The following is a 14510-nucleotide window of genomic DNA, read 5'->3' on the forward strand; positions in this document are numbered from 1 at the left end:
ATCAGAAACCTGTCTTTCGCAAGCGGGCGGGATGCGCTATGGGCTGCGGATGACAAAAACCCCTCCTCCCGGCGACCGGATCGCCAAAGTGCTGGCCCGCGCGGGCGTTGCCTCGCGCCGTGAAGCGGAACGCATGATCGAAGCTGGCCGCGTGGCAGTGAATGGCAAGCTTATTGATAGCCCAGCCCTAAACGTGACCGCCAAAGACAAGATCGTCGTCGACGGCAAACCTGTGTCGGAACCTGAACCCTCGCGTCTGTGGCTGTATCACAAGCCGTCCGGTCTGGTGACAACGACCCGCGACGAAAAAGGCCGCGCCACCATTTTCGACAACCTGCCCGAGGACATGCCCCGCGTCATGAGCGTGGGGCGGCTGGACCTGAATTCCGAAGGGTTGCTGCTGCTGACCAATGACGGCGGCATCAAACGCAAGCTTGAGCTGCCTTCGACCGGTTGGCTGCGCAAATACCGCGTTCGTGTGAATGGCCGCCCCAAGGACGAAGACTTTGCACCGCTGCGCAGGGGGCTTGTGATCGACGGAGAACGCTTTCTGCCGATGGACGTGTCTCTGGACCGCCAGCAAGGCGCAAACGCATGGCTGACCATCGGCCTGCGCGAAGGCAAGAACCGTGAGATTCGCCGCGCAATGGAGGATATCGGCTATGCCGTGAACCGCCTGCTACGGGTATCTTACGGACCGTTCCAGCTGGGCAGTCTGAAACCCGGCGAGGTTGAAGAGATCCGCCGCCGCGTTATGCGCGACCAACTGGGGCTGGACGCTGAGCCCGAAACCAAACCCAAACGCCCTGCTCGTCCGCAACGAAAACGACCGCCGGTCGGCAAGAAATCTCGCAAGTGACGCGGGTTTAGCAACCTTCCCCCTAGCGCCAAGCCCACGTATCGCCTAAATTTTCCGTAAGTTATTCCACGGGGGAACGCCATGTCAGGGACCGGAGTGCAAAAACTGGCCTATGCGGCCCTTCTTGTGCTGATGTTTGGTGTTTGCACCGGCGTGCTGGGGGGCCTGTAGCGCATGGCTAAGCGGTATGGCGGAAATTTCAGCCCCGAAGGCGGCAGCTCTGACGACGACCAACCGCAGCGCGGGCAATTTCATGGCGCGCGTGTCGAACCGGCGGGCGCACGGGCCAATATCCTGTTTCTGCCTGCCATTCCTCTGGTGTTTCTGTCGCTAAACGACGGTGCAGTCGGGATGACGATCGGGCTGATCGCCGCTGGCCTGCTGACCGCCGCTGCCTTTCTGTTGCGCGAAGGGTTGCGCGCCGAGGCCGAATTTAACACACGTCGCACCGCGCGACGCCCGGCCTTTCCACGCAAGATTTTCGCTAGCGTGTTGACCGGTATTGGTGTCGCTGTGGCCGCGTACCGGACGGAATACCTGGATGCCGAAACTGCTGCTCAGGCCAGCCTGCTGGCCCCGATCCTGTTCGGGGTGGTAGCAACGGTCCTGCATTCCCTGTCCTTCGGTCTGGACCCGATGAAAGACAAGGGCATGGAAGGGATCGATACCTTTCAGCAAGACCGCGTGGCCCGTGTGGTTGAAGATGCCGAAACCCATCTGACAGAGATGACCGATGCCATCAAACGTGCGGGCGACCGCCGGATCGAGGCGCGCGTCGAACGGTTTCAGGACACCGCCCGCGATCTGTTTCGCACGGTCGAAGAAGACCCGCGCGATTTGGCCGGTGCCCGCAAATACCTGACTGTCTACCTGCAGGGTGCCCGTGATGCGACCGTGAAGTTTGCCGATGTCTATGCCCGCACGCGGGATGCGCAGGCATTGGCTGACTATTCGTCCCTGCTGGACGATCTGGAACAGAATTTCGCGGCCCGCACCCGCAAGATGCTATTGGATGACCGCAGTGATCTGACGGTTGAAATTGACGTGTTGCGCGAACGGCTGCAGCGCGAAGGCGTCCGGTTGGACTAACCGGCCCATTTTTTGAGAAAGGATTACCCCATGTCCGATGAGATCAAGAACAAGGCGGTCGAAGCAGAAACGCTGGTACAGGAAGTGACCGCCGTTGCGTTGCCTGAACCCACGGCCGAAGTCATCTCGCTGGAAGACGCAGACGACCCTGTCGGCGCTGAAATCCGCAAACGCATGGACGAGCTGGATATGAGCAACACGAATTCGATCGTATCATTCGGTTCGTCCGCTCAGGCGGAATTGCAGGAAATCAGTCAGGCCATGCTGGCAGATGTGCGCAACAAGGATGTGGGGCCCGCTGGCGACAGCCTGCGCGATATCGTCACCTCGATCCGGGGCTTTTCGGTCAGTGAACTGGATGTGCGCCGTGAACGCAGCTGGTGGGAAAAGCTGATCGGCAAAGCTGCGCCCTTCGCCAAGTTTACCGCACAATACGAAGAAGTTCAGAGCCAGATCGACAGGATCACTGACGACTTGCTGGGTCATGAACACACGCTGTTGAAAGATATCAAGTCACTGGACTTGCTGTATGAAAAGACCCTTGGGTTTTACGATGAGCTGGCGCTTTATATCGCGGCGGGCGAGGAAAAGCTGACCGAACTGGACAGCCAGGATATCCCTGAAAAAGAGGCTGAGGTTCAGGCTGCGCCCGAGGATCAACAAGTGATGAAAGCGCAGGAGCTGCGCGACATGCGCGCTGCGCGGGACGATCTGGAACGCCGCGTGCATGACTTGAAACTGACGCGGCAGGTGACAATGCAATCGTTGCCCTCGATCCGGTTGGTTCAGGAGAACGACAAGTCGTTGGTGACCAAGATCAACTCGACGCTGGTTAATACTGTACCACTGTGGGAAACCCAGCTGGCCCAAGCCGTGACCATCCAACGCAGCGCCGAGGCCGCCTCGGCCGTGCGCGATGCAAATGACCTGACCAACGAATTGCTGACTTCGAATGCTGCGAACCTGCGTGAATCGAACAAGATGATCCGCGAGGAAATGGAACGCGGCGTGTTCGATATCGAAGCGGTCAAACAAGCCAATGCCGACCTGATCGGCACCATCAATGAAAGTCTGGCCATTGCCGACGAGGGCAAGGCCAAGCGTGCCGCCGCCGAGCAAGAGCTTCAGAAGATGGAGGCCGAACTGCGCGATACGCTGGCCGCGGCCAAAGCCCGCAAGGATGGTATTGGCGACAATGCCGGTACGGCAGTACCGGGTTGACGGCGGGCGAAGGGTGCGGTTTTCGGGATATCTGAAGCCGGTCATGGGCTTTCTATTGCTATTGGCTCTGGCCAATTGCGATGAAACGCTGACATCCTCTGTCGTTCCGCAACCGCGCCCAGAGGCACTGGCGCCTGCCGCCAATGCCTATGTCCCCCCATCCGCTGCCAGTCAGGACCTGGCCCGGTTCTATCAGCGGGTCGAGAGGGATCTGCTGACCCGCGGTTTGCTGCGAACGGACGGAGGAGGCCCTGACACACCGTATGACGCTGATGATTTAGCCCGCAATTTTGGCAAAATTGCTTTCATCAACGAACACTCCGGCAAATCCGCCGCATTTGTCAGCGGCCCGAGCGAGATTAAGTTAAATCGCTGGAAGAGCCCGATCCGTATCAGGACTGAGTTTGGTCCGAGCGTTTCCATGGAAAGCCGCGAAGCTGATCGGCAAACCATTCAAAACTATGCCAAACGGCTGCAAAAAGCGACCGGGCACAACGTTCGAAGTGTAAATGGTGACGGGAACTTTCTTGTTTTCATAGCAGGTCAGGACGACGTGGCTTACGCTCAGGATAGATTAAAATCACTTGTTCCGGGTATCCCTGACGACAGGTTGAATTTGCTGAGGACGCTGGACCGGCCGTTTTATTGTTTTGTCTTTACGTTTTCCGGCCAAGAGGACACCAATACCGTAATCCGTGCCGTAGCTTACATACGTGCAGAACTACCCAATCTGCTGCGGTTGAGTTGCATCCACGAAGAAATTGCGCAGGGACTTGGCCTTCCAAACGACAGCCCCGCAGCGCGGCCTTCGATTTTCAACGACGATGATGAGTTTGCGCTGCTGACCAGCCATGACGAAAAACTACTGACCATGCTTTACGACCCGCGCCTTCAGCCCGGGGTGACGGCGGATGACGCCCGCCCCGTGGTGCGGATCATTGCACGCGAATTGATGGGCCAACAGCTCTGAGCCCAAGGAAAGGAGACCCCAAATGGGTATTTTCGATTTTCTGACCGGAGAATTTATTGATGTCATTCACTGGGTCGACGACACCCGAGATACGATGGTCTGGCGGTTCGAGCGTGAGGGCCATGAAATCAAGTACGGCGCTAAGCTGACGGTGCGCGAAGGTCAAGCCGCCGTGTTCGTGCATGAAGGGCAGTTGGCGGATGTGTTCACGCCGGGTCTCTATATGCTTGAGACCAACAATATGCCGATCATGACGACCTTGCAGCACTGGGATCATGGCTTTCAGTCGCCCTTCAAGTCCGAGATCTATTTCGTCAATACGACCCGGTTCAATGACCTGAAATGGGGCACCAAGAACCCGATCATGCTGCGGGATCCCGAATTCGGCCCGACGCGCATCCGGGCTTTTGGTACTTATACAGTACGGGTAAAGGATGCCGCGAAGTTCCTGATCGAGATCGTTGGCACCGACGGTGAATTCACGATGGATGAGATCAGCTTTCAGATCCGCAACATCATCGTGCAGGAATTCAGCCGAGTGATCGCCGGATCAGGCATTCCGGTTCTGGACATGGCCGCAAACACCGCCGATCTGGGCAAGCTGATTGCAGCCGAGGTTTCCCCAGTGCTGGATGGCTACGGTCTGGAGATGCCGGAATTCTACATCGAAAACATCTCACTTCCGCCTGCAGTTGAGGCGGCCCTGGACAAACGGACCTCAATGGGGTTGGCGGGCGATCTTGGCAAATTCACTCAGTATTCCGCCGCCGAGGCGATGACAGCCGCGGCCAACAACCCCGGTCAGGGCGGCGGTATGGGCGCCGGTCTCGGCATGGGTATGGGAATGGCGATGGCGCAACAGATGTCGAATATGGCAGCGGGTCAACCCAGCGGCCCGTGGGGCAGTTCCGCCCCCGCTGCACCGCAACCGGCAGCACATGCCGCACCGCCACCTCCACCTCCGGTCGAACATGTGTGGCATATCGCGGTGGACGGGCAAACCAGTGGGCCGTTCTCAAAAGCCAAGATGGGACGTATGGCAACGGACGGAGAGATCACCCGCGACACCCATGTCTGGACCGCCGGTCAGGACGGTTGGAAAAAGGCCGGAGACGTGCAGGAACTGGCGCGGCTGTTCACCATCCTGCCGCCGCCACCGCCTGGAGCCTAATGCGCCAGTCACCGGCGTAAGAATAAGGCTACACGATGAACGAAGAACACAGATTTCCCTGCGAGCAATGCGGCTCAGACTACCGATTCAACCCCGGCGATGGCAGCCTGACCTGTGACCATTGCGGGCATTCCGAAGCGATTGGCGCAGGCCCCTGGGGCGGTGCCAGTTTGAAAGAACTGGATTTCAACGCCGCCATCGCGGAACAGCTTCCGGACAGCGAGATCGAGGAAACGCGTGTTCTGTCCTGCCCCAATTGCGCGGCTCAGGTCGAGTTCGACCCCGCCACCCATGCCGCCGAATGCCCGTTCTGCGCGACACCCGTAGTAACGGATACCGGCGTCAACCGGCATATCAAACCGCGCGGTGTGCTGCCCTTTGCGCAGGATGAACGCACGGCGCACAAGGCGATGGGGGATTGGCTGGGACGGCTCTGGTTCGCGCCCAACGGGTTGAAAGAATATGCCCGCAAAGGTCGCAAAATGCAGGGCATCTATGTGCCGTATTGGACCTTTGATGCGGACACCACGTCCAACTATCGCGGTGAGCGGGGCGTTGTTTATTACGAGACCCGCACCGTTATGCGCGACGGAAAGCGCGTACAACAGCAAGTGCCCAAGGTGCGGTGGTCTCCGAAATCCGGGCGGGTCGCGCGATTCTTTGACGACGTGTTGGTGTTGGCATCACAGTCTTTGCCCAAAAGCTATACCGACGCATTGGAGCCCTGGGACCTGCCGGCGTTGGAACCTTATCAGCCAGAATATCTGGCCGGATTCCGCGCCGAGGCCTACACTGTGGAACTGCAGGAGGGCTACACCGAGGCCCGCGGGTACATGGCGCGGGTGATCGAACGCGACGTGCGCTTTGATATCGGTGGCGACCGTCAGCGGATACACGCGATTGACACCGATGTGCGAAACGTGACCTTCAAACATATCCTGCTGCCGGTCTGGATGGCGGCCTACAAATACCGTGGGCAGACCTATCGGTTCGTCGTGAACGGACGCACAGGCCGCGTTCAGGGAGAGCGCCCCTGGTCCGCCATCAAGATCACCATTGCCGTTTTACTTGGCCTGCTTGTGGCGGCAGGCGTCGGGTATCTGATGGCAACCGGCCAACAATGATAGAGCTGTCGGCAAGCCAAGAAATCTGTCGATGTTAGCGCTTGAACTTCCCGCTTCGTAACGCCATCCTCCACGGCGTCGACGCCTAACGGGAGAGGCCAGAGTGACACTATCCGATCTGAACCGGTTGCTGGCCTCGCGGTATTCCTGCCGGGCCTTTCGCCCCGATCCGGTGCCCAAGGATCAGATCAAACAAATCCTGAACAGCGCCGCGCGTGTGCCTAGCTGGTGCAACGCTCAACCCTGGCACGTCACTATCACCAGCGGCGCTGAAACAGACCGGTTTCGCACGGCAATACAGGCCGAGGCCGCAACGGGCACCCCCTGCCCCGACATTCCCTTTCCAACCTCTTATTCCGGTGTATACCAAGATCGCCGTCGAACCTGTGGTTGGGCTTTGTACGAGGCTGTCGGGGTTGAGCGCGGTGACCGCACTGCTTCGGCCAGGCAGATGATGCAGAATTTCTCTCTGTTCGGGGCACCCCATTGCGCCATCGTCACAAGCCCGGCTGAGCTTGGTACCTATGGCGCGCTGGATTGCGGCGGGTTCATCACCGCATTTTCACTGGCCGCGCAGGCGCTTGGCATCGCCACAATCCCGCAGGCCGCACTTGCCACCTACAGCCCGTTCCTGCGCAGGTATTTCGATATCCCGGAAGACCGGTTGATTTTATGCGCGATTTCCTTTGGCTATGCGGATACAGATCATCCCGCCAACGGCTTTCGCACCGACCGCGCCGATCTGAGTGAGATCGTAAACTGGGTCGGATGACAAGCACACCAAGCGGAGAACGATTTTGCGCGCTGTTCTACAACGAGTTTCACGAGCCAACGTCTCGGTCGACGGTCAGGTGATCGGTCAGACCGGACCGGGGTTGATGATCTTGATCTGTGCCATGCAAGGCGACGATGAAGCCAAGGCAGATCAGCTTGCCGCCAAGGTCTCCAAGCTGCGCATCTTCAAGGATGACGCCGGAAAAATGAACCGGTCCGTGAAAGATATCGAAGGGTCCGCGCTGGTGATCAGCCAGTTCACGCTGGCGGCCGATACCTCTCGCGGGAACAGGCCGGGATTTTCCGAAGCCGCCGCACCGGATGTCGGCAAACATTTGTATGAGGTCTTTGCCCAGCGGTTGCAGGGGCATGGTGTGCCGGTAGAGACCGGACAATTCGGTGCTGATATGGCCGTGGAACTGGTCAATGACGGGCCCGTCACGATTTGGATGGAAAGCTGATGGACAGGAAAGAACAGGCAATTCGCATCTGGCAGGCCGGAGTCGATGCTGTGGGTGGCCACGTAGCAACCACCAAGGTTTTGCAGGACGTTCCCGAACCCGATCACATATTGGCGGTCGGCAAACCCGCCGCGTCCATGGCTCGTGCGGCCCTTGAGCATTTCGGCCCGCGCCCAACACTGGTTGTCACCAAGGATGACCACGGGCGTGATCTGCCGGATTATGTGACTGTGATCGAAGCCTCGCACCCCGTTCCGGACGCGCGCAGCCTTCAGGGTGGTCAGGCATTGCGCGAGGCGGTTGAGGTAATGAAGCCGGGCTCGCATCTGTTGTTGCTGGTTTCGGGCGGGGCATCCTCGCTGGCCGAGGATTTGCTGCCGGGTAAGACATTGGATGATCTGGAACAGCTGAACAAAAAACTGCTGTCCGAAGGGCTGGACATCACCACGATGAATGCGGAACGGCGCAAGCTGTCGCGGATCAAAGGGGGCGGATTGCTGTCCCATTTCCAGGGCGACAGGGCGACCGTTCTGGCGATTTCGGATGTACCGGGCGATGATCTGAATGTTGTCGGGTCTGGCATCGGAGCGCTGCCGGGTAAGGTTGACTTTGCGGCGACGACTCAGATCGTGGCCTCAAACGCCCACGCCCGCGCAGCCGCTGCTGAATTGGCAAAAGACGACGGCATCCCGGTACACGCCAACGAAGAATGCCTGCACGATGATTTCCTGAAAATTGCCGAAGCGCTTGGCGAACGTATCCGCACCATGCCCAAAGGGGCATTGATCTTCGGCGGTGAACCAACCGTCGTACTACCCGACAATCCGGGGCGCGGCGGGCGCAATCAGGCGCTGGCACTGGCACTCGCGCGCGAGATTGCAGGGTACGACGGAATCACGGTGGTAGTCGGCGGCACCGACGGCACAGACGGGCCGACGCAAGCCGCCGGAGCTGTCGTCGACGGCACCACTTGGGGCGACGGCGCCGAGTTGGCGTTACAACAGGCAGACAGCGGCAGCTATCTGGATCGCGTTGGCGCCTTGCTGGTGACGGGTCCGACCGGAACAAACGTGATGGACTTGCTTGTCGCGATCCGCACATGATTTGACGGTTTTCGGACTGCCCGGGTTATAAAACACCCGGACAATATCTGAATGACGCCGCCCTCAAACGCGCTACACAACATGCAAGACCTTTCCAACGTAGGCACTAGTGTGCGCGATGATTGTCGCCGGTCGGCCCGCGTGTCTCGCCCCTCGCATGCTCTGAAAACCTCTGCCCCCGCCATTTTTGGCATTCTGCTTTTTGAGAAACGCGACGGCGTCTCGATATGGGATACGCTGGCCCCTTTGCAGTTCGCGAAACACGGCTGTGGTCACATTCGTTTGGATATGCGCGGCAATGACAGCAGTGAAGACCTGATAAGAAAAGTTTACACCCGCCAAGCGCTAGGCAACAATAGGTGGCGCTGCTCGGTCTGGGAAAGGTTCGGGGCAATCAAAGCCATGAATAATGCCGCCGCAGGCAGGAAATCAGTCGGCTTGGTATCGATTTGAGAAAAGGGACGTCTTGCGAATTGCAGGAAGAAGAACCGACATTCTACCCTTTGGCAGAAATGAAAGCCTTTGATGGTGAATGCTTGCTATCAACAAAGCAGGTGGAGGATACCAATTCACGCGATCAAATATAAATCATTCGCCGGATTGAGACAGACATTTACCCTTGCTCGGCTGACCGAAATGCGCCTACTTTGACTCATGCGTCAATAAAAAGCCCGCAAAGGGCTAGTAATCCAATCAACTGGGAGATCTTTGAATGAACGAACAACTCACTCACATGACCAAGCAGGTCACAGCGGGCAAGCTGACCCGCCGCGAATTCATGGGGAAAGCGGCGGCTCTGGGTGTCACCGCAGCGATGGCAAGCACCATGTTTGCAGATGCCGCGCGTGCGGCAGGCCCGAAAAAAGGCGGTGATCTGAAGTTCGGTCTTCAGGGCGGTGAATCCACCAACTCGCTTGACCCAGCAACCTATGCAAGCTCGGTGCCATTCCAGAACGGCAAGCAATTTGGTGACCAGCTGGTAGAGGTTGCACCCGACGGTTCGATCGAACCTCGTCTGGCAGAAAGCGTAGAAGGCAGCGCGGATGCCAAAGTCTGGACCTTCAAACTACGTCAGGGCGTCGAATTCCACAACGGCAAGACCATGACCAGTGAAGACGTGCTGAAGACCATGGAGCGCCACTCAAACGAAGATTCGAAGTCCGGTGCTCTGGGCATCATGAAAGGCATCGAGTCAATGAAGGCCGATGGCGATAACTTCCAAGTCACCCTGACAGAACCAAACGCCGACCTTCCCTATCTAATGGCCGACTATCACCTGATCATTCAGCCAGACGGCGGTATGGAGAACCCAGGTGCGGGTATCGGCACTGGACCATACAAGGTAGAAGTGGATGAGCCCGGTGTACGTCACCTGTACACGAAGTTTGAAAACCACTGGAATCCCGACTTCGGAAATTTCGACAGCGTCGAAGTAATTGTCATCAACGATGCGACCGCCAGAACGGCTGCTCTCCAGGGTGGGCAGGTTCACGCGATCAACCGCGTTGAGCCGAAGGTTGCTGACTTGCTGGGTCGTGCACCGAATTTGACCGTACATTCGACGGCGGGACGCGGGCACTATGTGTTCATCATGCACTGCGACACCGCGCCGTTCGACAACAACGAACTACGTCTGGCACTGAAACACGCCATTGACCGTCAGGACTTAGTCGACAAGGTTCTGCGCGGGTACGGCACAGTTGGTAACGATATGCCTGTAAACGCGGCATACCCGCTGTTTGATGGTTCAATTCCTCAGCGCGAGTTCAGCCTTGAGAAAGCGGCTGAGCATTACAAGAAGTCGGGCCATGACGGTTCGCCGATCATCTTGCGCGTTGCAGATGGCGCCTTCCCAGGTGCCGTGGATGCTGCGGCCCTGTTCCAGCAAACAGCAGCACAGGCCGGTATCCCTCTGGAAATCAAGCGCGAACCCAACGATGGCTACTGGTCCGAAGTCTGGAACGTGCAGCCCTTCTGTGCTTCCTACTGGGGCGGTCGTCCGGTGCAGGATCAGATGTACTCAACCGCCTATCTGTCTAGTGCTGATTGGAACGATACCCGTTTCAAGGTTCCAGAATTCGACGAGATGTTGTTTGCGGCGCGCGCTGAGTTGGACAACGACAAACGCAAGGACATCTACAGCAAGATGGGCATGATGGTCCGTGACCAAGGCGGCCTGATCTGCCCAATGTTCAATGACTTTGTCGAAGGCGTCACTAATCAGCTGGAAGGTTGGGAAAACGATCCGACCCAAGAGATGATGAATGGCAACATGTCGCGCAAGATGTGGTTCTCCTGATAGGGCCCACGGATAATGCATCCTATCATTAAATTGGTTTCCCAGCGCCTTGCGCTGGGATTCCTGCTTCTCTTCGGTGCATCGGCTCTGATATTCGGCCTCACCGAAGCCCTTCCTGGGGACGCTGCGCAAGCGGTCCTAGGCCAAGCTGCAACCCCCGAGGCGCTGGCAAACCTGCGCGAGGAAATGGGCCTCAACCGGCCCGCCCTGACCCGTTATTTCGAATGGTTGGGCGGCATTGTTCAGGGTGATCTTGGTCAATCCCTGACCAATAAACTGGATATTGCTGACTCTATTGGCAGTCGTCTGGGCAACACGCTGTTTCTGGCCTTCTGGGCCGCCGTTGTATCGGTTCCGCTGGCCATCTTTCTGGGCCTGCTGGCCGTGCGTTATCGCAACCGCTGGCCGGACAAGCTGATTTCAGCGGTTACACTCACAACCATCTCGATCCCCGAGTTTCTGATCGGTTACGTTCTGGTCTATTTCGTTGCCGTTAAGCTGGGCATGTTCTCGCCCCTGGCGATGATCAATGACAGCATGTCCTTTTGGCAAAAGCTGAATTCGATCGCTCTGCCCGTTATCGTTCTGACGCTCGTTGTTCTGGCGCATATGATGCGCATGACCCGCGCCGCGATCCTGAACGTGATGCAGTCTGCATACGTCGAAACCGCAGAGCTGAAGGGTCTGAGTAATTTTCAAGTTATCTATCGCCACGCCTTCCCGAACGCCGTCGCGCCCATCGTCAACGTGGTGATGCTGAACCTGGCCTATCTGGTCGTCGGCGTCGTCGTGGTTGAGGTGGTGTTCGTCTATCCCGGCATGGGGCAGTACCTTGTGGACCACGTGACCAAGCGTGACGTTCCGGTGGTTCTGGCCTGCGGCGTCATCTTTGCCGCGATCTATATCGGACTGAACATGATTGCAGACATTGTTGCCATTCTGGCCAACCCAAGGCTGAGGCATCCGAAATGAAGAACATCCCTATCTCTGCAATGATCGGGCTGGCCTTTACAGCCCTGTACTTCATCATCGCCCTCCTCGCCCCTCTGCTGGCCCCTTATGGCATGGCTGAGGTCGTGGGAGATGTATGGGAGCCGTCCAGCTCGCAATTCTGGCTGGGTACCGACAACATTGGCCGCGATCTTCTTAGCCGGATGATCTATGGCGGGCGCACGACGATCTTTATCGCCACGGCGGCCACGATCCTTAGCTTCGTGACCGGTTCTATCCTTGGCTTCCTGGCCGCGGTGCTGGGTGGTTGGGCCGATCAGGTCATGTCGCGCGCGGTGGATTTGATCATGTCGATCCCGACACTGATCTTTGCGCTGGTTGTTCTGGCCATGGTGCCGGTGACAATCCCGGTTCTGATCCTTGTCATGGGCCTGTTGGACGCCACCCGTGTCTATCGTCTGGCCCGCGCCGTTGCCGTGGATATTGCGGTCATGGACTATGTCGAGGCCGCGCGCCTACGTGGTGAGGGCCAGGTCTGGGTCATCTTCCGTGAAATCCTGCCCAACGCCCTGTCGCCGCTGGTTGCGGAACTGGGCCTGCGGTTCATCTTCATGGTTCTGTTTGTCTCGACCCTGTCGTTCCTGGGTCTGGGCGTTCAGCCGCCGTTGGCGGACTGGGGCGGCATCGTGAAGGAAAACAAGGATGGCATCGTCTATGGCATCGGCGCAGCGCTTTACCCTGCTGTCGCCATCGCAACGCTGGCGATCTCGGTCAATCTTGTGGCTGACTGGGTCCTGAACCGTACCACATCGCTGAAAGGAGGCCGGGGATGACAGAAGCCCTTCTTAAGGTCCGCGACCTCAAAATCGGCGCGACCGTCTACCCGCCGGGTGAAAAACCCCATGACATCGAAATCGTGCACGGGGTCAGCTTTGACCTCGCGCCTGGAAAGGTGCTGGGGCTAATTGGCGAATCCGGTGCCGGTAAATCGACCATCGGCCTGGCCTCGATGGCTTATGGCCGGGGTGGCGTGGAAATCACCGGTGGTGAAGTTTGGGTCAACGGGCGCGATATCCTCAAGACATCGCATGGCGATATCCGCAAGCTGCGCGGGGGTGAAGTCACATATGTGTCCCAATCCGCCGCAGCCTCCTTCAATCCCGCTAAAAAGATCATGGATCAGGTGGTTGAAGCCGCGGTCGAACAGAAAAAGTTCAGCCGCAAAGAGGCCGAAGGCCGCGCCCGGGAACTGTTCGCCAAGCTGGGTCTGCCCGATCCGGATAACATTGGTGATCGCTATCCGCACCAGGTTTCAGGCGGTCAGCTACAGCGTTGCATGACGGCGCTGGCGCTATGCCCCGAACCTGATCTGGTGGTGTTCGATGAACCCACCACCGCGCTGGACGTGACGACTCAGATCGACGTTCTGATGGCCATTAAAGAGGCCATTGCAGACACCGGCGTTGCCGCGCTTTACATCACCCATGACCTTGCGGTCGTGGCGCAGGTAAGTGACGACATCATGGTGCTGCGGATGGGCAATACGGTCGAGTATGGCAATACCGACCAGATCATCAACAACCCGCAGGAAGAGTATACGCAGGCTCTGGTCTCGGTCCGCTCGATCGAGCACGAAGAAAAGAAGCCCACACCAGATCCCGTGCTGAGCGTCGACGGCATCACCGCGCGCTACAAAGGGTTGAATTTCGATGTGCTGCACAACGTAAATGTCGAGCTTCATCCGGGGCAAACGCTGGCTGTTGTGGGCGAATCCGGTTCGGGCAAGTCCACGCTGGCGCGAGTAATCACCGGCCTGCTGCCGCCGCGCGATGGTGAGATCACCTTTGCCGGTCGCAAGCTCAGTGGCGATCTGAAAGGCCGCACCCGCGAAGACCTGCGCGAGTTGCAGATGATCTATCAGATGGCTGACGTGGCGATGAACCCACGCCAGACCGTCGGCACGATCATCGGGCGTCCCTTGGAGTTCTACTTCAACATGCGCGGCGCGGAAAAGCGCAAGCGGATCATCGAACTTCTGGATGAGATCGAGCTGGGCGAAAAGTTCATGGATCGCTATCCGGCCGAGCTGTCCGGTGGTCAGAAACAGCGTGTCTGTATCGCGCGGTCGCTGGCGGCCAAGCCCAAGATGATCATCTGTGATGAGGTCACCTCGGCGCTCGACCCACTTGTGGCGGACGGCATCCTCAAGCTGTTGCTTGACCTGCAAAAGATCGAGGACGTGGCCTATCTGTTCATCACCCATGATCTGGCGACGGTTCGTGCGATCAGCGACAGCATCGCGGTGATGTATCAGGGCCGCGTGGTCCGCTATGGCCCCAAAAGCCAGGTGCTGAGCCCACCGTTCGACGATTATACCGACCTGCTGCTCAGCTCGGTGCCCGAGATGCATCTGGGTTGGCTGGAAGAGGTTGTCGCCCATCGCAAGATGGAGAGTGCGGGGAACTGACCCGGTTCGCGACAGGTTGAA

13 protein-coding genes and 1 pseudogene are annotated in these 14510 nt (G+C 58.2%); all 14 read left to right on the forward strand.

Annotated features, from left to right (window positions below):
• Positions 1–49: 49 nt before the first annotated feature.
• Positions 50–856: pseudogene (locus ACR0LY_RS07220) on the forward strand (pseudouridine synthase); the annotation flags it as partial.
• 177 nt (positions 857–1033) lie between these two features.
• Entirely contained in the window at positions 1034–1948 is a 915-nt protein-coding gene (locus tag ACR0LY_RS07225) for a 5-bromo-4-chloroindolyl phosphate hydrolysis family protein (protein WP_170347937.1), read from the forward strand.
• A gap of 30 nt (positions 1949–1978) precedes the next feature.
• A complete protein-coding gene (locus ACR0LY_RS07230) occupies positions 1979–3169 on the forward strand; it encodes a toxic anion resistance protein (RefSeq protein ID WP_170347936.1) in 1191 nt (396 codons plus the stop codon).
• Positions 3129–4139 carry a DUF2927 domain-containing protein gene (locus ACR0LY_RS07235; RefSeq protein ID WP_480640689.1) on the forward strand — a complete coding sequence of 337 codons (1011 nt, stop codon included), beginning with the start codon at positions 3129–3131 and terminating at the stop codon, positions 4137–4139. The genes ACR0LY_RS07230 and ACR0LY_RS07235 overlap by 41 nt, the downstream gene beginning before the upstream one ends.
• 22 nt (positions 4140–4161) lie before the next feature.
• Positions 4162–5310, forward strand: coding sequence for an SPFH domain-containing protein (locus ACR0LY_RS07240; protein ID WP_170347935.1), 1149 nt, complete (start codon positions 4162–4164; stop codon positions 5308–5310).
• A gap of 35 nt (positions 5311–5345) precedes the next feature.
• Complete coding sequence (locus ACR0LY_RS07245; RefSeq protein WP_170347934.1) at positions 5346–6434, forward strand: TFIIB-type zinc finger domain-containing protein; 1089 nt, start codon at positions 5346–5348, stop codon at positions 6432–6434.
• A gap of 103 nt (positions 6435–6537) precedes the next feature.
• Complete coding sequence (locus ACR0LY_RS07250) at positions 6538–7206, forward strand: nitroreductase (protein WP_170347933.1); 669 nt, start codon at positions 6538–6540, stop codon at positions 7204–7206.
• 25 nt (positions 7207–7231) lie between these two features.
• Positions 7232–7669 (forward strand): D-aminoacyl-tRNA deacylase, encoded by a 438-nt coding sequence (gene dtd / locus ACR0LY_RS07255; protein WP_170347932.1) that lies wholly within the window; start codon positions 7232–7234, stop codon positions 7667–7669.
• Positions 7669–8772 (forward strand): glycerate kinase type-2 family protein, encoded by a 1104-nt coding sequence (locus tag ACR0LY_RS07260; protein ID WP_170347931.1) that lies wholly within the window; start codon positions 7669–7671, stop codon positions 8770–8772. Before dtd ends, ACR0LY_RS07260 begins: the two co-directional genes overlap by 1 nt.
• A 51-nt stretch (positions 8773–8823) precedes the next feature.
• Positions 8824–9225 (forward strand): hypothetical protein, encoded by a 402-nt coding sequence (locus ACR0LY_RS07265; RefSeq protein ID WP_170347930.1) that lies wholly within the window; start codon positions 8824–8826, stop codon positions 9223–9225.
• 259 nt (positions 9226–9484) lie between these two features.
• On the forward strand, positions 9485–11071 hold the full coding sequence (locus ACR0LY_RS07270) for an ABC transporter substrate-binding protein (RefSeq protein ID WP_170347929.1): 1587 nt from the start codon (positions 9485–9487) through the stop codon (positions 11069–11071).
• A gap of 15 nt (positions 11072–11086) precedes the next feature.
• Positions 11087–12043 carry an ABC transporter permease gene (locus ACR0LY_RS07275; RefSeq protein WP_170347928.1) on the forward strand — a complete coding sequence of 319 codons (957 nt, stop codon included), beginning with the start codon at positions 11087–11089 and terminating at the stop codon, positions 12041–12043.
• Positions 12040–12855: an ABC transporter permease gene (locus tag ACR0LY_RS07280; RefSeq protein WP_170347927.1), complete on the forward strand. Its 816-nt coding sequence runs from the start codon at positions 12040–12042 to the stop codon at positions 12853–12855. The genes ACR0LY_RS07275 and ACR0LY_RS07280 overlap by 4 nt, the downstream gene beginning before the upstream one ends.
• The gene (locus tag ACR0LY_RS07285; protein ID WP_170347926.1) at positions 12852–14489 is read left to right on the forward strand and encodes an ABC transporter ATP-binding protein; all 1638 of its coding nucleotides are present in this window, start codon (positions 12852–12854) and stop codon (positions 14487–14489) included. Before ACR0LY_RS07280 ends, ACR0LY_RS07285 begins: the two co-directional genes overlap by 4 nt.
• Positions 14490–14510 lie beyond the last annotated feature (21 nt).

The organism is Ruegeria sp. BC5 (genome assembly GCF_056539205.1).

Excerpts from the sequence above, each read along its gene's own strand:
- ACR0LY_RS07265 (WP_170347930.1), top strand. The coding sequence starts at position 8,824 with ATGACGCCGCCCTCAAACGCGCTACACAACATGCAAGACCTTTCCAAC.
- ACR0LY_RS07230 (WP_170347936.1), top strand. The coding sequence starts at position 1,979 with ATGTCCGATGAGATCAAGAACAAGGCGGTCGAAGCAGAAACGCTGGTA.
- ACR0LY_RS07280 (WP_170347927.1), top strand. The coding sequence starts at position 12,040 with ATGAAGAACATCCCTATCTCTGCAATGATCGGGCTGGCCTTTACAGCC.
- ACR0LY_RS07275 (WP_170347928.1), top strand. The coding sequence starts at position 11,087 with ATGCATCCTATCATTAAATTGGTTTCCCAGCGCCTTGCGCTGGGATTC.
- ACR0LY_RS07270 (WP_170347929.1), top strand. The coding sequence starts at position 9,485 with ATGAACGAACAACTCACTCACATGACCAAGCAGGTCACAGCGGGCAAG.
- ACR0LY_RS07225 (WP_170347937.1), top strand. The coding sequence starts at position 1,034 with ATGGCTAAGCGGTATGGCGGAAATTTCAGCCCCGAAGGCGGCAGCTCT.
- ACR0LY_RS07260 (WP_170347931.1), top strand. The coding sequence starts at position 7,669 with ATGGACAGGAAAGAACAGGCAATTCGCATCTGGCAGGCCGGAGTCGAT.
- ACR0LY_RS07245 (WP_170347934.1), top strand. The coding sequence starts at position 5,346 with ATGAACGAAGAACACAGATTTCCCTGCGAGCAATGCGGCTCAGACTAC.
- ACR0LY_RS07240 (WP_170347935.1), top strand. The coding sequence starts at position 4,162 with ATGGGTATTTTCGATTTTCTGACCGGAGAATTTATTGATGTCATTCAC.
- ACR0LY_RS07285 (WP_170347926.1), top strand. The coding sequence starts at position 12,852 with ATGACAGAAGCCCTTCTTAAGGTCCGCGACCTCAAAATCGGCGCGACC.
- ACR0LY_RS07235 (WP_480640689.1), top strand. The coding sequence starts at position 3,129 with ATGGTATTGGCGACAATGCCGGTACGGCAGTACCGGGTTGACGGCGGG.